Origin of the sequence: Pseudomonas sp. St316 (assembly GCF_018325905.1) — a bacterium.
Lineage (GTDB): Bacteria > Pseudomonadota > Gammaproteobacteria > Pseudomonadales > Pseudomonadaceae > Aquipseudomonas.
In genome coordinates this window covers 93,230-111,668 of sequence record NZ_AP021901.1, presented here as the reverse complement: position 1 = coordinate 111,668, position 18,439 = coordinate 93,230, and the positions used below count along the sequence as shown (strand labels likewise).

At 59.8% G+C, this 18,439-nt stretch carries 20 protein-coding genes; 6 read left to right on the top strand and 14 right to left on the bottom strand.

What is annotated here, in order from left to right; genetic code table 11:
- Positions 1 to 155: 155 nt before the first annotated feature.
- Positions 156 to 719, bottom strand: coding sequence for a riboflavin biosynthesis intermediates N-glycosidase (ybiA, locus tag KI237_RS00525; protein ID WP_212798356.1), 564 nt, complete (start codon positions 717 to 719; stop codon positions 156 to 158).
- A 127-nt stretch (positions 720 to 846) separates the two neighbouring features.
- Complete coding sequence (locus KI237_RS00520) at positions 847 to 1,716, bottom strand: AraC family transcriptional regulator (protein ID WP_212798355.1); 870 nt, start codon at positions 1,714 to 1,716, stop codon at positions 847 to 849.
- Positions 1,717 to 2,244: 528 nt separating this feature from the next.
- Between KI237_RS00520 and KI237_RS00515 the strand changes: the two genes are divergently transcribed.
- The 3 genes from KI237_RS00515 to KI237_RS00505 all read left to right on the top strand — a co-directional run bounded on the left by KI237_RS00515 (position 2,245) and on the right by KI237_RS00505 (position 4,168).
- Positions 2,245 to 2,940, top strand: a complete 696-nt coding sequence (locus tag KI237_RS00515; RefSeq protein WP_212798354.1) for a DUF1963 domain-containing protein — start codon at positions 2,245 to 2,247, stop codon at positions 2,938 to 2,940.
- A 108-nt stretch (positions 2,941 to 3,048) separates the two neighbouring features.
- Positions 3,049 to 3,627, top strand: coding sequence for an NAD(P)H-dependent oxidoreductase (locus KI237_RS00510; protein ID WP_212798353.1), 579 nt, complete (start codon positions 3,049 to 3,051; stop codon positions 3,625 to 3,627).
- A 157-nt stretch (positions 3,628 to 3,784) separates the two neighbouring features.
- The gene (locus KI237_RS00505; protein WP_212798352.1) at positions 3,785 to 4,168 is read left to right on the top strand and encodes a MerR family transcriptional regulator; all 384 of its coding nucleotides are present in this window, start codon (positions 3,785 to 3,787) and stop codon (positions 4,166 to 4,168) included.
- 300 nt (positions 4,169 to 4,468) lie between these two features.
- On the opposite strand, the gene KI237_RS00500 is transcribed toward KI237_RS00505, so the two are convergent.
- The 6 genes from KI237_RS00500 to KI237_RS00475 form a co-directional block, all read right to left on the bottom strand.
- Positions 4,469 to 4,816 (bottom strand): hypothetical protein, encoded by a 348-nt coding sequence (locus KI237_RS00500; protein ID WP_249410679.1) that lies wholly within the window; start codon positions 4,814 to 4,816, stop codon positions 4,469 to 4,471.
- Positions 4,817 to 5,048: 232 nt separating this feature from the next.
- On the bottom strand, positions 5,049 to 5,852 hold the full coding sequence (locus KI237_RS00495) for an alpha/beta fold hydrolase (RefSeq protein WP_212798351.1): 804 nt from the start codon (positions 5,850 to 5,852) through the stop codon (positions 5,049 to 5,051).
- Positions 5,853 to 5,893: 41 nt separating this feature from the next.
- Complete coding sequence (locus KI237_RS00490; protein ID WP_212798350.1) at positions 5,894 to 6,754, bottom strand: alpha/beta fold hydrolase; 861 nt, start codon at positions 6,752 to 6,754, stop codon at positions 5,894 to 5,896.
- Positions 6,755 to 6,862: 108 nt separating this feature from the next.
- Positions 6,863 to 7,510 carry a ferric reductase-like transmembrane domain-containing protein gene (locus KI237_RS00485; protein ID WP_212798349.1) on the bottom strand — a complete coding sequence of 216 codons (648 nt, stop codon included), beginning with the start codon at positions 7,508 to 7,510 and terminating at the stop codon, positions 6,863 to 6,865.
- Between the two features lie 209 nt (positions 7,511 to 7,719).
- The gene (locus tag KI237_RS00480) at positions 7,720 to 9,033 is read right to left on the bottom strand and encodes an ATP-binding protein (RefSeq protein WP_212798348.1); all 1,314 of its coding nucleotides are present in this window, start codon (positions 9,031 to 9,033) and stop codon (positions 7,720 to 7,722) included.
- Complete coding sequence (locus KI237_RS00475; protein WP_212798347.1) at positions 9,030 to 9,770, bottom strand: response regulator; 741 nt, start codon at positions 9,768 to 9,770, stop codon at positions 9,030 to 9,032. Before KI237_RS00475 ends, KI237_RS00480 begins: the two co-directional genes overlap by 4 nt.
- 189 nt (positions 9,771 to 9,959) lie before the next feature.
- Between KI237_RS00475 and KI237_RS00470 the strand changes: the two genes are divergently transcribed.
- Together KI237_RS00470 and KI237_RS00465 are read left to right on the top strand one after the other, a co-directional pair.
- Positions 9,960 to 10,226, top strand: a complete 267-nt coding sequence (locus KI237_RS00470) for a DUF2790 domain-containing protein (RefSeq protein ID WP_212798346.1) — start codon at positions 9,960 to 9,962, stop codon at positions 10,224 to 10,226.
- 542 nt (positions 10,227 to 10,768) lie between these two features.
- Positions 10,769 to 11,131 carry a DUF6124 family protein gene (locus tag KI237_RS00465; RefSeq protein WP_212798345.1) on the top strand — a complete coding sequence of 121 codons (363 nt, stop codon included), beginning with the start codon at positions 10,769 to 10,771 and terminating at the stop codon, positions 11,129 to 11,131.
- Between the two features lie 293 nt (positions 11,132 to 11,424).
- On the opposite strand, the gene KI237_RS00460 is transcribed toward KI237_RS00465, so the two are convergent.
- From KI237_RS00460 to def, 6 genes are all read right to left on the bottom strand, one after another.
- Complete coding sequence (locus tag KI237_RS00460; RefSeq protein ID WP_212798344.1) at positions 11,425 to 12,009, bottom strand: DUF805 domain-containing protein; 585 nt, start codon at positions 12,007 to 12,009, stop codon at positions 11,425 to 11,427.
- Between the two features lie 431 nt (positions 12,010 to 12,440).
- Positions 12,441 to 12,752 carry a tetratricopeptide repeat protein gene (locus KI237_RS00455; RefSeq protein ID WP_212798343.1) on the bottom strand — a complete coding sequence of 104 codons (312 nt, stop codon included), beginning with the start codon at positions 12,750 to 12,752 and terminating at the stop codon, positions 12,441 to 12,443.
- Positions 12,753 to 12,933: 181 nt separating this feature from the next.
- Positions 12,934 to 14,307, bottom strand: coding sequence for a Trk system potassium transporter TrkA (gene trkA / locus KI237_RS00450; protein ID WP_212798342.1), 1,374 nt, complete (start codon positions 14,305 to 14,307; stop codon positions 12,934 to 12,936).
- A gap of 24 nt (positions 14,308 to 14,331) precedes the next feature.
- A complete protein-coding gene (rsmB, locus tag KI237_RS00445) occupies positions 14,332 to 15,642 on the bottom strand; it encodes a 16S rRNA (cytosine(967)-C(5))-methyltransferase RsmB (protein ID WP_212798341.1) in 1,311 nt (436 codons plus the stop codon).
- On the bottom strand, positions 15,639 to 16,598 hold the full coding sequence (gene fmt / locus KI237_RS00440; protein ID WP_212798340.1) for a methionyl-tRNA formyltransferase: 960 nt from the start codon (positions 16,596 to 16,598) through the stop codon (positions 15,639 to 15,641). Before fmt ends, rsmB begins: the two co-directional genes overlap by 4 nt.
- A gap of 71 nt (positions 16,599 to 16,669) precedes the next feature.
- A complete protein-coding gene (def, locus tag KI237_RS00435; RefSeq protein ID WP_003196300.1) occupies positions 16,670 to 17,176 on the bottom strand; it encodes a peptide deformylase in 507 nt (168 codons plus the stop codon).
- A 169-nt stretch (positions 17,177 to 17,345) separates the two neighbouring features.
- Here def and KI237_RS00430 point away from each other — a divergent pair, with 169 nt between their 5' ends.
- Positions 17,346 to 18,371 (top strand): LysM peptidoglycan-binding domain-containing protein, encoded by a 1,026-nt coding sequence (locus KI237_RS00430; RefSeq protein ID WP_212798339.1) that lies wholly within the window; start codon positions 17,346 to 17,348, stop codon positions 18,369 to 18,371.
- Positions 18,372 to 18,439: the final 68 nt, after the last annotated feature.

Below are 18,439 nucleotides of genomic sequence, written 5' to 3'. Positions count from 1 at the left end.
GATACAGACTAAAATGTAGCGCTAACAATGTCATTTGGCCATGAAGAAAGAAGAAAAGGGGTCAGATTTATTTCTATGTGAACCGACGACCTGTTCCCCCGGGCGCATAAGATAAATCTATCCCTTTTTCGTTTTTCACGCGCAAGGTCAGAACATCACATCTCGGCTGCCATACCAGCCCCATCCCGCACCTGCATCAGCGCAAACCCCAGCAGATTCAAACCTTTCCACAGATTCGGATTGTTCACATCCGCGTTGTCCTGCGCGAGCCCTATCCCCCAGACGTTATCAACCGGACTGGCTTCGACAATAACGCGCGAACCGGTTTGCAGAAGGTATTCGTTCAACGGCGGATTCTGAGAGAACTTGGCCTGGTTCGCTCGGACGACGATGTCGTAGCGGTGTTGCAGCCAAATCTTGTCATTGAATCCGCGCACGTTGCGGCCAAGTGCTTTGGCGGCATTAGGAGTAGGCGCGTGGAGCACCTGTGTACGGATTTCCTGATCGTCGAACAGGGCTGCTTTCTCAGCCATCATGAAGTGCTCGGCTGTCGGGTAATACTGACCGTCGACAGTGAAGCCGGCCTCGAACCACTGGCTGAAGCACGAAGCCGTGACGCCGGTTTTGCTGCGCTGGTGCCCCCAGAAAAAAGTGAACTCCAGATGTTCTCCAGAGTTGAAACGGGTGCACAGGTCCTTCAGATGTTCAGAGTCGTTCAATGACATATCCTCGCTCGCTGAGGATCGACGTTACAGGCACTTTACTGACCAAGGCAATAACGAAGCTTGGTAGATGAAAACAGGGATTTATTTCCTGAGAAATAAATCCCTGTTTGCTGATACTCCGCTATTGCAGCGGAACATACACATCCGTCTGCCACTGATCCTGCGGCGTCTCGGGGTAGACGCTCAGGTAATGGAAGAACAGCGGATGGTCACGAAGCTCTTCTCCACTGGCAGGCAGCCAATCGCGATAAATCGGATAGATCGTTTCGCCGATATGGTCCGGCGACCCCACGTGCCGCACCACGACGCAACGACCGGCAGGAATGACGCGCTCGTGCACGCCAAACCCGTTCGGCGCCACGGCCTCGTGAATCTCGCCACAGATGGCGAAGCGAAAGTCTTCTGGAGCGGTGGTATCGGGGTTGTTATACGGGATCCCAAACGTGCGACTCGACGCCACCGGTGACTGCCCGCTCTGCTTGCGCCACTCGATAAACCGGCTCGTCGTCTGATTGACGAGCCCAGTGGGCCCGCAGTGCTCAAGCGCGGCGACCTTGGTTTCGGGGAACTCCACGATTTGTAGTTGCATGATGATCGTCCTGGAAAAGTGAGGGATGGCGAACACCGCATTCCAGGTCTGCCAGTTCGGTGCCTTCCTGAACGCACTCGGCGCCATACCGAACGCCCGCCTGAACGCCCTGGAAAATGCCTCCGGGCTTTCAAAACCGGCACAGAGCGCGGCGTCCAATACCGAATAATCCGCGACAGACGCCAAGCTGTGTGCCGCGCGTCGCAGCCGCATCAGTTGCACATAACGTGACACCGGCACGCCAACGAACGCGGTGAATTGTCGGTGGAAGTGAAACGCCGAAAAGTTCGCCACATGGCTCAACGTTTTCACCGACAGGTCACCTTCGAGATTGGCATCGATGTAGGCGAGGACGGTGTTGAAACGTTTGGTGTAGGCGAGGTGGGTCGGCGTTTCGGACACTGAGAGAGGCTCCTGGAGGGTGGTCGACGATAGAGTCGACTATAGCGGGAGAGCGTGCCTAGCCGGGTTTGCTCAAGGAGAATTTTGGTTGCTCGCCGATGACGCCAGCCCAGGTAACCCGTGGCGAGGGAGCTTGCTCCCGCTGGCCTGCGCAGCAGGCCCCAGCATTTCTTCAGGCAAACCGCATCGCTCGGTTTGCGGCTGCTGCGCAGCCGAGCGGGAGCAAGCTCCCTCGCCACGGGGTTGGTATCAGGAAATGGAAGATTGCCCTCAAGCGGGAGCGAACATGCGCCCCACCGCCGACCTTCCACCCAGCCACGCATCCTTGCGCCTTTGCCTACAACTTGACCAGAAACCGCCGGCTTGTGCGCTTTGCCCTCGGCCTCTATCGTCTCCCATCACTGGCCAGACACTCGGACACTCGTAGGGCCCTCGGGAACGTCGTAGGCCCCCGCGGTGTGCGAGAGAGGGCTGACCGCTTTATGCGAAATCCATTACACCAGTAGCAAAAGGAAGGTTTATATCGCCATGGACATTCAGGAAATCAAGCAACGCCTGGCCCGCCCCGCCGTGAAGTTCGTTGCCGGTGGCTTTCGTCCTGCCGGGACCGATGAAGAAAGCTGGCTGGGCAACGTCTTCCTGTTCCGGCCTGATGAAGCGGTGCCCACCGATCAGGCCGGGCAACCCTTGCTTCCCTATGCGCAGTTTTATTTGCCCGCCCTGCCCTTCAAAAACCCGCTGCTGGAAGGGGTTCGTGTGCTGACGGTGTTTATTTCAGACACGCTTCCCGATCACTTCGAGCCGATGGGGAATAATTGGGTCATCCGTGAATATGGGCCGGAGGATGTGTTGGTGCGCAAGAACCTGCCGGTGGCAGGTGCATTTCTCAAACCGTTTCCGCTCGATGCGCAAGCGGTGCCGGAGGACTATCCACTGTGGGATGGCGGTGGTGTCCCGGAGGACCTCGAGCAGGAAATCCTCACGCTGGAACGCGCGGGAGACATAGAGAGCTACTACGATCTGGTCACCCACACCTACGAACACAAGATCGGCGGTTATCCCTCGTTCTGCCAGTCAGGTGTTGATCCTGGTGAAGGCTTTGAGTTTGTGTTCCAGATCTCATCGGACGCGAAGATCAATCTGAACGTGGTCGACAGTGGGAGCCTGATGTTCTGGAAGCACCGCGAAACGGGGGAATGGGCGCTTTATTATGATTTTTACTAGGGTTTTTCCATCTTCTTTGCTTCAGTAATGGCTGTGCCTGCTACAAACCATTGACTCTCCCGTTACGGGCACACCCTATGCTGAAAGATCAACTTTCAGGGTGTAGTGATGATGAGCAAACGGGTACTGGTGATTCTGGGTCACCCCTCAACTGACAGTTTCTGTGGTGCGTTGACCGAGAGCTATGTCGAGGCGGCAAGGCGTGCCGGGCATGATGTGCGTCTGTTACGACTGGATGCATTGAGCTTCGATCCGGTCCTGCACGATGGCTACAAACAGACTCAGCAACTGGAACCCGATCTGCTCAAGGCTCAAGCCGATATCACGTGGGCTGAGCACTTGGCATTTGTCTTTCCGATTTGGTGGGGCGGGATTCCGGCCTTGATGAAAGGCTTTTTCGATCGGATATTCCTGCCCGGTTTTGCCTTCAAGTACCGGGAAGGTAAAGCCTTTCCCGACAAGCTCCTGAAAGGACGAACCGCTCACCTGCTGGTCACGATGGATACTCCACCGTGGTACTTCAAATGGGTCTATCGCATGCCTGGCCTGCACCAGATGCGCAAGACCACGCTGGAGTTCTGTGGCATCAAACCGTTAAAGACCCTGACGTTTGGACCGCTACTCGGTTCCAGGCCCAACCAGCGGGAAGCCTGGCTCAAGCAATCCCGGGATATCGCCAGCCACTGAAGCACACCTATGCAGCATCCCCATGCAACAGGCGATGCCAGCTTCATCCTTGCCAGTTCTACCCTTTGACACCTCAGGTGACCGACTCCGTATGCCTATGTAAAGATGCGGCGCGCCAGTGCACGCACCACGTCTTATGCGACAAAAAGGACTTTTCATGTATATAGGCAAAGCAGCCCAGTTGTCGGGCACGACAGTTAAAACCATCCGCCACTATGAAGATATTGGCTTGCTACCACCGCCCCAGCGCGAAGGCAAATATCGAGTTTATAGCCAGCAGAGCGTCGAACTGCTGATGTTCATCAAATGCGCCCAGCAATTGGGCTTCAAACTTAAGGAAATGCAGGCGATCCTCCAGGATCACCGGGGCAAGGCACTGCCCTGGGATTTGGCGAATAAGGCGATCGCCGACAAAAAACTGGAGCTGATGACCCAGATTCAAGGGTTGCAGAAGGTATACGCCGCGCTCGATGAGTTTGAAACCAGCCTCAAGGACGCCCAGGATCAGTGCCAGTTTGAACGTCTCGCCAAAACCGCATGACCGAACGTGTTACATGGTCTGATGAAGCGCTGTGTGGATAACTGAGCCTGCGCGTCCAGACATTATCCGGGCAGAGCAGTCTCCACCCGAAATGGTTCAACCCACTCTCAACGCATGCCGTACGGTGCCTCTATTTAACAAACCTCAGGCATGCGAACCCAGTCTTGATTTGCAGCTGCTGTATCGGCTCGACGCTTTCTTGGTCGCCGACTTTCTTGATCACGCCTACGCCGCAGAAATGTTCGTCACGGTTGAAGATCGGCAGAATGCCCGCCTTCGGCTTGCTCCAGGAGCCTTGGATCAAGGTATAGGTGGCGCCGTTCTGGGGGTGAAGGAGAACGGTATTTGACACGCGCTGCTTCCTGCGATCTGCCAATAGGTCAGGATCAGCTCCTTATTCACGGCGACCGGGGATTCGATGTAGTCGCCGTTCGAGGGCAGGACTGTGTAACCCGCATAGCATCCATTATCGCTGAAGGTCATGGCGTCCAGCCTGGCACCACTTCCAGCCTTGAGGCGAACCGTTGCGGAGGGTTCGTCGGGGCCGGGGACGACGTATTGCTTGCCCTGTAAGAACGAAGTGCAACCGCTGATGACCAACGCACCGGCTAGCACGATACAGCGGCTGGGCTTTTGATTGAGGTACATCCATCTCTCCTTGATTCCATTGGGTGCCCTGTCCATTGCGGGGCTTGGGGCTGCCGAATAGCGGGCTGATGATAATGGATTGGGTGGTGTAGCAACCAGATTCGGGGCCAACAGCCCCCTCGCCACGGAGAGTTTTGCAATGAAAAAACCCGGCCTAGTGTGCCGGGTTTTTAGAAGCAACTGACGGATGAGAAAACCGGACCTTTGGGTCAAAAGGCCCGGGTCGCCGCGATCAACCTTTGGAACTGGCCTGCGCCGCTTCAATGATCAGCTCTGCAACTTTCCCCGGGTTGGACGTCATCACCACGTGGGAAGCGCCTTGGACGGTGACGGTTTTTTTCGAGCCGGCGCGGTCGGCCATGAATTTCAGCGCGGCCTCGGGGATGTTTTTGTCCGCCGAGCCGTAGATGAACCACGACGGCGTTTTTTTCCAGGCCGGGTCGCCAGACGCTTCCTTCAGTGCAGCTTCGCTGATGGGGCGTTGGGTGGCGGCCATCAGGGCGGCGTCGGCCGCTGGAACGTCGGCGGCAAATTGTTGGCCGAATTTGTCTTGCTGGATGTAGAGGTCTTTGTTGCCGTCGTCCAGCGGCACCGGGGCGGCCAAGGTCGGCCCAAGGGTGCCGCCAGGGTAGCGACCGGACAGTTCGATGGCGGTTTCGCCTTTGTCCGGCGCGAAGGCCGCGACGTAGACCAGCGCCTTGACCCTGGGGTTGTTGTGCACCGCGTTGGTGATCACGGCGCCGCCGTAAGAGTGACCCACGAGGATCACCGGGCCGGCGGTGTGCTCGACGATGTCGGCAACGTAATCGGCGTCCTGCTTCACGCCGCGCAGCGGGTTGGCTGCTGCGACGACCGGGTAACCCTGGTTCAGCAACTGAGCAGCAACGCCATTCCAACTGGAGGATTCGGCGAATGCGCCGTGCACCAGCACAACGGTGGGTTTGGTGGTGTCGGGTTGTGCGGCGACGCTATGCAGCGATGTCAGGGCCACGGCTGCGGTGATGGTGGCGGCCAAGAGCGATTTGAGAGTAGGCATGATCATTCCTTTTCATTCATTGATTGGAGGGGGCGATGGGCTTACTTGCCCAGGAAGTCCAACAGATCCTGGTTGAGGCGGTCCTTGTGGGTGTCGGTCAGGCCGTGCGGCGCACCCGGATAGACGATCAACTCGGCGTTCTGCACCCGCTCGGCGGCGGCATGGGCGGAGGCTTCAATTGGGACGATCTGGTCATCGTCGCCGTGCACGATCAGTGTCGGCACGTCGAACTTGGCCAGGTCGGCGCGAAAGTCCGTCGCCGAGAACGCCGCGATGCAGTCGTAGGTGTTTTTGTGGCCGGCTTGCATGCCCTGCACCCAGAACGAATCGATCAACCCCTGGGAGACTTTTGCCCCGTCGCGGTTGAAGCCGAAGAACGGGCCAGCCGCGATGTCGCGATACAGCTGCGAGCGGTTGTCCAGCGAGGCCTGGCGCAGGCCGTCGAACACTTCGATCGGCAGGCCGCCCGGGTAGTCAGCAGTCTTGAGCATCATTGGCGGAACGGCGCTGATCAGTGCGGCCTTTTTCACCCGAGCGGTGCCGTGGCGGCCGATGTAGCGGGCGACTTCGCCACCACCGGTCGAGAAACCCACCAGGGTGACGTCGCTAAGATCCAGGGTGTTGATCACAGCGGCCAGGTCATCGGCGTAGTGATCCATGTCGTTGCCTTCCCACGGCTGGCTGGAGCGGCCATGGCCGCGACGGTCATGGGCGATCACCCGGAAGCCTTTGTCGGCCAGGAACAACATCTGCGATTCCCAGCTATCCGAATTCAGCGGCCAGCCATGGCTGAAGGTAACGACTGGCCCATCTTTCGGGCCCCAGTCCTTGTAGTAGAGCTGTACGCCGTCCTGGGTGGTGATGTAGCTGCCGGCCTGAGGGGTTGGGGTGCTGTTGCTCATTTTTTGCTTCCTTGTTTTTGGCAGCCGGGATGACTGCTTCTGAGAATGTATTGAACGGATATGTCGTGCCTGAGAAGGCGGCTTCGTTTGTTGCGGATCGCGGGCCTGTCAGGAGGCGACTGCCGCGCGGCGCATCGATGCCTGCCTGGTTTGGCTACGTTTGTTGGCGATGGCCAGCTTGCCGACCAGTCGGATCGCCACGGCGGCGCAGGTGAGGCCGAAGGGCAGCACGTACCAGTCGCTCATCGGGATGCGTTTGAAGTTGGAGAGGGCGAAGACGGCGGCGATGACCCACATGCCGGTGACGTGCAACGCCTTCCAGGCCTTGGGGCCCAGCAGTCGGGCGGGTCCTTTGAATGACGTCAGGGCCATCAGCAGGATGAAGGCGTAGGCGGTCCCGCCCGGGATGTTGTTGGCAACGGTGCGGGCTGGCCAGAATTCGGTATTGAGCTGTCCATACCCGTAGATCAGCACGGCATGCACCAAGTGGGAGAAGGCAAAAGCCAGGCCAATGAAGCGCCTCTCACGCACCAGTGCCTTGGAGAACGCTGAAGGCACCAGTACGGCAAAGGCCGACGCAGTGAACGCGATCAGGAACAAGGCGAAGGAGGAACGGGCGGTGGCGCGAATGGCGCTGCGCAGGCCCTCGACCAGGTCGGGTTGTACAGCGACAGCCGTGATGCTCATCGCCACCACCAGGGCGGCGATCAGGCCGAACAGCTGCCAGCCTTGGGGGCGGTAGGATTGGATAGTCATGGCAAGATCTCCTGAGTAAGGGCTCGCCATTCGGGGATCCGATGGCGAGTCGATGGGGAGAATTCTTGCAAGGGCATGTATACCGGCTATGTTTGCAAACCGGTGGTTATGCGTTCTTTTGAGTACGCCAATGCACTGGATACAATGGCTTACAAACGCGGGCCATGAACCCGGTCGTAGGGCTGCACAGGGCGTGCAGCCCGCGCGGCCTACCGATCGAGGCCGAAGTCGAGGGTCACGCAAAGACCGCCGCCGTCGCGGTTGCGCAGGCTCAGTGAGCCACCAATCGCAACGGCCAACTGCTGAGCGATGGCAAGGCCCAGGCCGGTGCCGCCGGTGTTACGGTTGCGTGAGCTTTCCACTCGATAGAACGGCTTGACCACCTCCGCCAGGACCTCCTCGGGTATGCCCGAGCCTCGGTCAAGTACGCTGATCGAAACGCCCGTGCTCGCGTCACCGCTGATTTCCACTTCGGCGGTGCCAGCGTACTTCAGCGCGTTATCCACCAGGTTCACCAGGATTCGGCGCAGGGCATGGGGCCGTGTCTCGATGATCGCGCCGTTCTTGCCGCTCAGGCTGACCTCCCGACCAGTGTCCTGGTAATCACAGACCAGGCTGTCGAGAAAGGAGTCCAGGCTGACCCGGCAACTGGCCTCGGTCGCGCCATGAACACTGCGGGCGTAAGCGACACCCTCGCGCACCAGGTGCTCGATTTCGTTCAGGTCGTTGCCCAGTTTGTCTTTCTCTAACGAGTCGTCCATGAACTCGGCGCGCAGCTTCATGCGCGTGATGGGCGTCTGCAAGTCGTGGGAAATGGCCGCCAGCAATTGCATGCGCTCTTTCAAGTAAGCGGCGATACGCGTCTGCATGCTGTTGAAGGCCCGGGCGGCGTAGGCCACTTCCCGTGGGCCGCTTTCATCCAACTGCACGGGGTGTGCGTTCGGGTCGAGGTTCTCGACCGCCTCGGCCAGGCGGCTGAGCGGGCGTATCGCGATCCGCACGGCAAGCCAGGTGCAGCCGATCATCAACACTAACTGACCGAACAGGGCAAAGGGCAGCCAGGGCGACAACGGCCTGACCGAGGGGCGCACGTCGATGGTGACCGGGCTGCCGTCTGCCAGTCGCACCTGGGCCTGGAAATGCTGGAATGGACCCGGGATCTCGACAATGGTCAGGTCATAGTTGTTGCCCAGCGAGACTTGAAGCGATTGCGCCGCCGTCGCCGCGAGATCGTTCGAAGTGAGTGGAATGCCAGGGTCATGTTCGCGCAGCAAATAATCATAGTTGCGGCGCTGCAGACGTTGGGTCCATTCCAGGCGCTCGGCGGCCGGCAGACGGTCGAGGATGGCGATGGACGTCGCCGTGTCGTGTTCGAAATTGCCCAGCATGGCCGTCTTGGTGCTTTGATAGCGTTCGTAGTACTGGGCGGCGAACGTCAGGGACTGGGCGAGTATCAGGCCGACAAGGAACACCAGCCACAACCGCGAAGCCAGCGTGCGGGGCCATTGCAAGGCGAGTTTCATGCCTGCTCCCCAAGGATTTCGACCGCAAAGGTAAAGACGTAGCCTTCATTGCGCACGGTCTTTACGTAGAGCGGTTCGCGCGCGTCATCCAGCAAACGCTGGCGCACGCGGCTGACCAGCAGATCAATGGATCGGTCGAAGATGTCCGCGTCACGGCCCTGGGTCAGGTTGAGCAACTGGTCGCGACTCTGCACCCGCTGAGGGTGATCGAGAAATACCCGCAGCAGCCTGTACTCGGCGCCGCTCAGCGAGACAAGCGTGTCGTCTTCATCAAGCAGATGGCGGGCGGTGGTGTCGAGGCGCCAGCGGCCGAACTTGAGCAGGCGGCCGCTTTCGGAAACGACGAAGTTGGGCGGCAGCATGCGGGTACGCCGCAGCACGGCGTTGATGCGCGCGAGCAGCTCCCGGGCAGCGAAGGGTTTGGTCAGATAATCGTCGGCGCCCATTTCCAGGCCGATGATGCGGTCGGTCTCGTCGGTGCGAGCCGTCAGCATCAGCACGGGTGTCGCCTTATGCTTGCCGGCGCGCAGTTCACGGCACAGCAGCAGCCCGTCATCCCCCGGCATCATGATGTCGAGCACGATCAGGTCCACCTGATTGGTTTCGAGAAAGGCCCGCATCTGGCGACCATCCGCGACCACGGTGGTGCGCAGACCATTCTTCTTCAGGTAGTTGCCGACCAGCTCCCTGATTTCACGATCATCATCCACGATCAATACGTGATCGACATGTTCCATTCCCTGCTCTCCGACGCAAAAAGAGTGGCGATTGTATCGCTCTGTATCGCAACCCACCTCAGATACGTAACCCATCCAACCGAGTTATTTCTCGACACAGCCGAGATACCTCGCGGGCCTTTAATGAGCCCATCGAGACAACATGAATCGCCTCGATGAAACCATCGAACTCATTGAAGGAAAACGACCATGAACCTGAAAAACATCGCTGCCGCTTGCCTGATCACCGCTCTGGGCGCCGGCGCATTACCCGCCATGGCCCAGGCCGAGGCAGCTAGCGAAACCTACGCCTACGGCACCCACCTGGATATCAAGCAGGTGATCTCGCTGACCGAAGACAGCGGCCAGAACTGCGGCTTGGTGAACGCGCAACTCACCTACCTCGATTCAATGGGTGAGCAGCGCGCCCTGACGTACCTCAAGCACGCAGCCGACTGCAACAATCAGGGGGGCTGAGGTGTAGCTCAGGGATGGCGATCCAGTTTTTTCAGAAGCCCCCTCATTTCCACCAGATAGCTATCGCGAGCAAGCTCGCTCCCACACCGGGCGGTGACGAACACAATACCTTCAACAGCCCCCGATCCCCTGTGGGAGCGAGCTTGCTCGCGATGAAATCGCCCCAATTCCAAAGCAAAACCAGCCACCCGCATCACCCAAAAACCTCCCTCCTACAGCCCCCACCTACACCCTCTATCAAGCTACGCATCCTTGCGCCTTTGCCTACAACTACGCCAGAATCCGCCCGCTTGTGCGCCTTGCACCCGGGTTCTATTGTCTTCCTGCCACTGCCCATCAGTGGTCGGGTTTAGTAGCCCGAGGTAATCGAAGTTGTACAAGCGCTTCTAAAACAGGGCCCGACCCTGTTCTTGATGGCGGCTGTACGCAGGGCGCTTAGGCGCGCCGGCTTCTTCGGTTCCCCGGTCTACTAACCTGCGTACAGCTGCCACCCCATTGTTTAGTAGCTTCGGGGCGTCGGCACCAATCCGGAACCGAAGCTTATGTTCAAAATAACGCCCAATCCGCCTGAAACAGATTCCACCTTAAAGTCCGCAAAATCCAAAGCCAAGCAGCAAGACGAAACCACCAAACGCGTGCTCGATCACTACTTGCTACCGAAACCGGATAAATCCAAAGACGACCCCAAACCGGGGCAGCTATTCACCGTCGTGAAAGGCCTCGACAACGAATGCTTGCTCGCCAACCTCAGCGAAACCCTGGCTTCGGCGGATGCCATGGTGAGTGAGCTGGCGTTTGATCTGGATGGATCGAGGCGTCATGTGGCGCTTGGGATTCAGCAGTTGATTGAGTTGAGTTCGCTGCTGGCGAATCGGGTGTTGGATAACGTGGAGCCGCGGCAGTAGGATTTATTCCTCAACGAAAAAACCCGACGTTTTGCGTCGGGTTTTGGTTTTTCTATGTGTAAACGCGGACGAACAAGGTTCTAACTATTCACCACTGTCCTTCGTAGCGATAGGCCGCATACGGCCAAGAGCGGACGTTTAGAGCAGAGAAATAAATCTGTTCTCTTTTCCCAATGGACATCACCGCGGCGTACGCAGGGCTATCGCGTGGTGCGCGCAGCGCTCTCTACAAAGGCACCTGAGCACTTGGCGCCGCGCAATGAGGCGAAGCATGGACTCCGCGTACGCTAACGTTATGCCTGAACCAATGCATTAAAGAACCACTCGTAGATTGCCTGTGGGTGGTATTGGGGAAAATACGCAACTAGCACGGTTGTAGTTACAAGCATCAGCACCACCAACAGCGCGGTAAGTAGCTTTACCAACGTCGAGAGAGGTGGATTGGGCGGGCCGTATTTATTAATCGCTTTACGCCCTGGAAGCATGATGAGCGGAAGCGTTATCACAAAGCCGATAACAGGGAACGCGAGGAGAATTGCCCATTTCGGACTCCAGCCCAGATCACGTGCCCTGCGTACCAGTAGAGACACGTCGAGCAGGATGGCAGGAACGACAACGGTGACACCGACTATCAGCAAAACCACCAGTTGATGGCGCAACCCCACCATAAAGAACGCCAGCAAAATGCACGGAAGAACCAGCACCAAGGGCACACGAATCAGCCAGAAGCGCGCCAGAGAAATACGCCCGGAAAAATCAAAAATCTTGGGTTTTGAAAACGTGACAACTTCGTCGTCAATCAGTTGGGCGTCGCCCGTTTGGTATGGGTTTTCGATTTCGCTGCTGATGCTGCCGAAAACGGGTTCTATCCTTGCCATTTAGTGCTATTCCCTGTGTTTGATGGTGCTACTCACGTCACAACGTTTACGCCTCATATCTAATCGAAGGCCGGCATCAAACTCAAGAGAAGACGCTATCGTGTAAGGGGGGCTGTGAGGGAAACCGGGGAAAGACCACGATTACTAGACAGTCTGATTACAGATGAGTCCAAATCGTGGTCTGTCCCCGGTTTCCTTCACCTGTGGGAGCAAAGCTTGCTCGCGATTGGGACAGGTCAGTCGACATCTGGTTTGGCTGGTCTACCGCTATCGCGAGCAAGCTTTGCTCCCACAGATTTTGCGCCGGCTGAACTTTTGGCGGATTGGCAGTGGATTGGGAGGTGGGCTTTTTTGTGAGTGCTTCGCACTGGAGCGCCAGCCCGGTCAAGCGGGAGCAAGCTCCCTCGCCACAAAAGCTGTTTTGCGTGAGCTCAGGGCTGGCGATCGAGTTTTTTGAGGAACACGGTCATTTCTTTTTCGGCCTGTTTGTCGCCGTGGGCGCGGGCGGCTTCAAGGCCTTGTTCCCAGGCTTGGCGGGCGGCCGGTAGATCGCCTTGGCCTTGCTGGGCCTTGCCCAATAGTTTCCAGGCGGCTGAATACTTGGGGTCGAGTTCGACGCAGCGTTGGAGGTGTTCGGCGGCGCGGGTGAATTCCCCCAAGTCCAGATAGCCCTTGCCCAGGCCGAAGCGCAGCAGTGGGTTATCCACACCCTTGGCGAGCATTTTTTCCAGGGAATCGAGCATGGATGGAGGTCCTTTGGCGTTGAGTCTGTGGTTGATCGGTTGAATGTTAGATGGCCATCGCGGGCAAGCCTTGCTCCCACAGGGGATCTTCGTTGCTCACAAATGCTGTGAACAACACCGATCCTCTGTGGGAGCAAGGCTTGCCCGCGATGAGGGCCTTCCTGTCACTGCATACTCTGGATCAGAAGAAGCTCAACCCCACATGGAACAGCTTCTCGACATCGCGAATGTGCTTTTTGTCCACCAGGAACAGGATCACATGGTCGCCGGTCTGGATCATGGTGTCGTCGTGGGCGATCAGCACTTCTTCGTCGCGGATGATCGCGCCGATGGTGGTGCCCGGCGGCAGGCCGATGTCGCGGATGGCCTTGCCGATGACTTTGCTGGACTTGGCGTCGCCATGGGCAATCGCCTCGATGGCTTCGGCCGCGCCGCGACGCAGGGAGTGCACGCTGACGATGTCGCCGCGGCGCACGTGGGCGAGCAAGGTGCCGATGGTTGCCAGTTGCGGGCTGATGGCGATGTCGATGTCGCCGCCCTGGATCAGGTCGACGTAGGCCGGGTTGTTGATGATGGTCATGACCTTCTTCGCCCCCAGGCGCTTGGCCAGCAGCGACGACATGATGTTGGCTTCGTCGTCGTTGGTCAGGGCCAGGAAGATGTCGGCGTCGGCGATGTTCTCTTCCAACAACAGGTCGCGGTCCGAGGCACTGCCTTGCAATACCACGGTGCTGTCGAGGGTGTCCGAGAGGTAGCGGCAGCGGGCCGGGTTCATCTCGATGATCTTGACCTGGTAGCGGCTTTCGATGGCTTCGGCCAGGCGCTCGCCGATCTGCCCGCCGCCGGCGATGACGATGCGTTTGTAGTTTTCGTCCAGGCGGCGCATTTCGCTCATGACCGCGCGAATGTTCGCCTTGGCGGCGATGAAAAACACCTCGTCGTCGGCTTCGATCACCGTGTCGCCCTGGGGCAGGATCGGCCGGTCACGACGAAAAATCGCCGCGACCCGGGTCTCCACATTCGGCATGTGCTCGCGCAACTGGCGCAGTTGCTGGCCCACCAGCGGCCCGCCGTAGTAGGCCTTGACCGCCACCAGTTGGGCCTTGCCTTCGGCAAAGTCGATCACCTGCAAGGCGCCCGGGTGTTGGATCAGGCGCTTGATGTAGTTGGTCACCACCTGCTCGGGGCTGATCAGCACATCCACCGGGATCGCGTCGTTGTCGAACAGGTCGGCGCGGGTCAGGTAGGCCGCTTCGCGCACCCGGGCGATCTTGGTCGGGGTGTGGAACAACGTGTGGGCGACCTGGCAGGCGACCATGTTGGTTTCGTCACTGTTGGTCACGGCCACGAGCATGTCGGCATCGTCGGCGCCGGCCTGGCGCAATACCGTCGGCAATGACCCGCGACCTTGCACGGTGCGAATGTCGAGGCGGTCGCCCAAGTCCCGCAGGCGTTCGCCGTCGGTGTCGACCACGGTGATGTCGTTGGCCTCGCTGGCCAGGTGTTCCGCCAGCGAACCGCCGACCTGCCCTGCGCCGAGGATGATGATTTTCATCCAGTCACTCCCTATCGAATCGTTTTAACCACGTGCGGCGGCGATCTTGATCAGTTTGGCGTAATAGAACCCGTCATGACCGCCCTCCTGGGCCAGCAATTGGCGACCATGGGGCTGCTTGAGGCCAGCCTGAGTGGCAATGTCCAGCTCCCGGGCGCCCGGGGTGCGGGCGAGGAAGGCGTCGATCACGTCGGTGTTCTCGGTCGGCAAGGTCGAGCACGTGGCGTAGAGCAGCATGCCACCCACTTCCAGGGTCGGCCACAGGGCATCGAGCAGTTCGCCCTGCAACACGGCCAGCGCAACAATGTCGTCCGGCTGGCGGGTGAGCTTGATGTCCGGATGGCGACGGATCACGCCGGTGGCCGAGCATGGCGCGTCCAGGAGGATGCGCTGGAACGGCTTGCCGTCCCACCAGGTCGCGGTGTCGCGGCCATCGGCGGCGATCAATTGGGCGTCCAGCCCAAGGCGTTCGAGGTTTTCCTTCACCCGCACCAGGCGCTTGGCTTCCAGGTCCACCGCCACCACGCCGGCCAGCTTCGGTTCGGCTTCGAGGATGTGACAGGTCTTGCCGCCCGGCGCGCAGCAGGCGTCCAGCACCCGTTGGCCCGGCGCCAGTTCCAGCAGGTCGGCGGCCAGTTGGGCGGCTTCGTCCTGGACGCTGATCCAGCCCTCGGCAAAGCCCGGCAAGGCGCGCACATCGCCCGGGGTTTCCAGGACGATGCCGTCGCGGCTGTACTGGCACGGGATGGCCGGGATGCCCGCCGCGCCCAGCAATGCCAAGTAGGCATCGCGCGTATGGTGACGGCGGTTGACCCGCAGGATCATCGGCGGATGGGCGTTATTGGCCGCGCAGATGGCTTCCCATTGCTCGGGCCAGAACGCCTTGAGGGATTTCTGCAGCCAGCGCGGGTGCGCCGTGCGTACCACCGGGTCGTGCTCCAGCTCGGCCAACAGGCTTTCGCTTTCGCGCTGGGCGCGGCGCAACACGGCATTGATCAGGGCCTTGGCCCAGGGCTTTTTCAGCTTGTCGGCGCAGCCCACGGTTTCGCCGATGGCGGCGTGGGCCGGGACGCGGGTGTAGAGCAACTGATAGAGCCCCACCAGCAGCAACGCCTCGACGTCTGCATCGGCGGCCTTGAACGGCTTCTGCAACAGCTTGGCCGCCAGGGCTGACAGCCGTGGCTGCCAGCGGGCGGTGCCGAACGCCAGGTCCTGGGTGAAACCGCGATCACGGTCTTCTACCTTGTCCAGTTGGGTCGGCAGGGAGCTGTTGAGGGAGGCCTTGCCACTGAGGACGGCGGCAAGTGCCTTGGCGGCGGCCAGACGTGGGTTCATGAGGCATCCGCCGCTTGGCCCAGGACCGTGCCGACGGCAAATTTCTCACGGCGACTGTTGAACAGGTCGCTGAAGTTCAGCGCCTTGCCACCGGGCAGTTGCAGGCGCGTCAGGCACAACGCCTGTTCACCGCAGGCCACGACGAGGCCGTCCTTGCTGGCGCTGAGGATCTCACCCGGTGCGCCCTTCCCTTCGGCATAACTGGCCGCCAGCACTTTCAGGGCTTCGCCGTTCAAGGTGCTGTGGCAGATCGGCCAAGGGTTGAAGGCCCGCACCAGGCGCTCCAGCTCAACGGCTGGGCGGCTCCAGTCGATGCGGGCTTCGTCCTTGTTCAGTTTGTGTGCATAGGTGGCGAGGCTGTCATCCTGCACCTCGCCTTCCAACGTGCCAGCGGCCAGGCCGGCAATGGCCTGGACCACGGCCGGCGGGCCGATGAGCGCAAGGCGATCGTGCAGGCTACCGCCGGTGTCTTCGGCGCTGATGGGCGTGCTGACCTTGAGCAGCATCGGCCCGGTGTCCAGGCCGGCTTCCATGCGCATCACGGTCACGCCGCTCATCGCATCGCCCGCTTCCACGGCGCGTTGGATCGGCGCCGCACCGCGCCAGCGTGGCAGCAGCGAGGCGTGGCTGTTGATGCAACCCAGGCGCGGGATATCCAGCACCACTTGGGGCAGGATCAGGCCGTAGGCGACCACCACCATCAAGTCTGGCTTGAGCGCCGCCAGTTCGGCTTGAGCCTGGGCATCGCGCAGGGTCGGCGGCTGCAGCACCTCGATGCCGTGCTCCAGGGCCAGCTGCTTGACCGGGCTGGGCATCAGTTTTTGCCCGCGACCGGCTGGCCGGTCCGGCTGGGTATAGACCGCGACGATGTCGTGGGGGCTGGCCAGCAGGGCCTTGAGGTGTTCGGCGGCAAATTCGGGAGTGCCGGCAAAGACGATGCGCAGTGGCTCAGTCATGGGTAGCTCTCAATTACAAAGCAGTCGCAAAAAGAAAAAGGCTTGCCGCGGCAAGCCTTTGAAGGGGGGCATCAAGCATTCTGGCGATGAAGTTTTTCCAGTTTCTTCTTGATCCGGTCGCGCTTGAGGGTAGACAGGTAATCGACGAACAACTTGCCGTTGAGGTGGTCACACTCGTGCTGGATGCACACGGCCAGCAAGCCCTCGGCGATCAGTTCATAAGGCTGGCCGTCACGGTCCAGGGCCTTGATCTTGACCTTCTGCGGGCGGTCGACGTTTTCGTAGAAACCCGGCACCGAGAGGCAGCCTTCCTGATATTGGTCCATCTCGTCGGTCAGGGTTTCGAACTCGGGGTTGATGAACACCCGCGGCTCGCTGCGGTCTTCGGAGAGGTCCATCACGACGATGCGCTTGTGCACGTTGACCTGGGTCGCGGCGAGGCCGATGCCTGGCGCTTCATACATTGTTTCAAACATGTCATCGACCAACTGACGCACTTCGTCGTCCACTACGGCCACTGGTTTGGCGATAGTGCGCAGGCGCGGGTCCGGAAATTCGAGAATGTTCAAAATGGCCATAAGCTTGATAAATGCACGTGTGAGGTAAAGTCGGGTGGCTGGCCTGGCGTGTCTTGGGATGCAGGCTACCGTTGTAAAACGTTGCTCTTGTGGAGAATAGCTCCTTGGGCAGCGAGCCACGGGGGCTCTGGCGTTTTACGCGAACGCACATAATAAAGGGATTCACCGCATGAGGAAATCACTACTCGCCCTGCTGCTCCTGGCCTCGGTCGGTATCGCGCACGGGCAAGTGCAACTTCGGGAAGGTTTTCCCCAGCAATACACGGTGGTGACGGGGGACACGCTGTGGGACATTTCCGGCAAATACCTGCGCGAACCGTGGAAATGGCCGGAACTCTGGCAGGCCAACCCGCAGATCGAAAACCCCAACCTGATTTATCCGGGCGACACCCTGTCGCTGGTCTACGTCAACGGCCAGCCGCGCCTGACCCTCAATCGCGGCACCTCGCGCGGCACCATCAAGCTGTCGCCGCGCATTCGCAGTTCGCCAGTGGCCGACGCCATCCCAAGCATTCCACTGCAAGCGATCAACAGCTTCCTGCTGAGCAACCGCATCGTCGACACGCCTGAGGATTTCAACAAGGCCCCCTACGTCGTCGCCGGCAATGCCGAACGGGTACTCAGCGGCATGGGGGATCGGGTCTTCGCCCGTGGCTCGTTCGATGCGAACCAGACGGCATACGGCATCTTTCGCCAGGGCAAGGTCTACACCGACCCCGAGACCAAGGAGTTTTTGGGCATCAACGCCGACGACATCGGCGGCGGCGAGGTGGTCGCCACCGAAGGCGATGTCACCACCCTGGCCCTGCAACGCACCACCCAGGAAGTGCGCCTGGGTGATCGCTTGTTCAGTGGCGAAGAGCGCTCGATCAACTCGACCTTCATGCCCAGCGCGCCAAAATCAGACATCCACGGGGTGATCCTGGACGTGCCCCGGGGCGTGACCCAGATCGGCGCGCTGGACGTGGTCACCCTGAACAAGGGCCGGCGCGACGGACTGACCGAAGGCAACGTGCTGGCGGTCATGAAGACCGGTGAAACCGTACGCGACCGCCTCACGGGCGAGCGGGTGAAGATCCCCGATGAGCGGGCCGGCCTGCTGATGGTTTTCCGCACCTACGACAAGCTCAGCTATGGCCTGGTGCTGTACGCATCGCGCTCGTTGGCGGTGCTCGACAAGGTCCGTAATCCATAACGGGTTTCACAAGTTACCAACAGAGTTATCCACAGCTTGTTCCCGTTTGTACGGGACTTATAACGGTC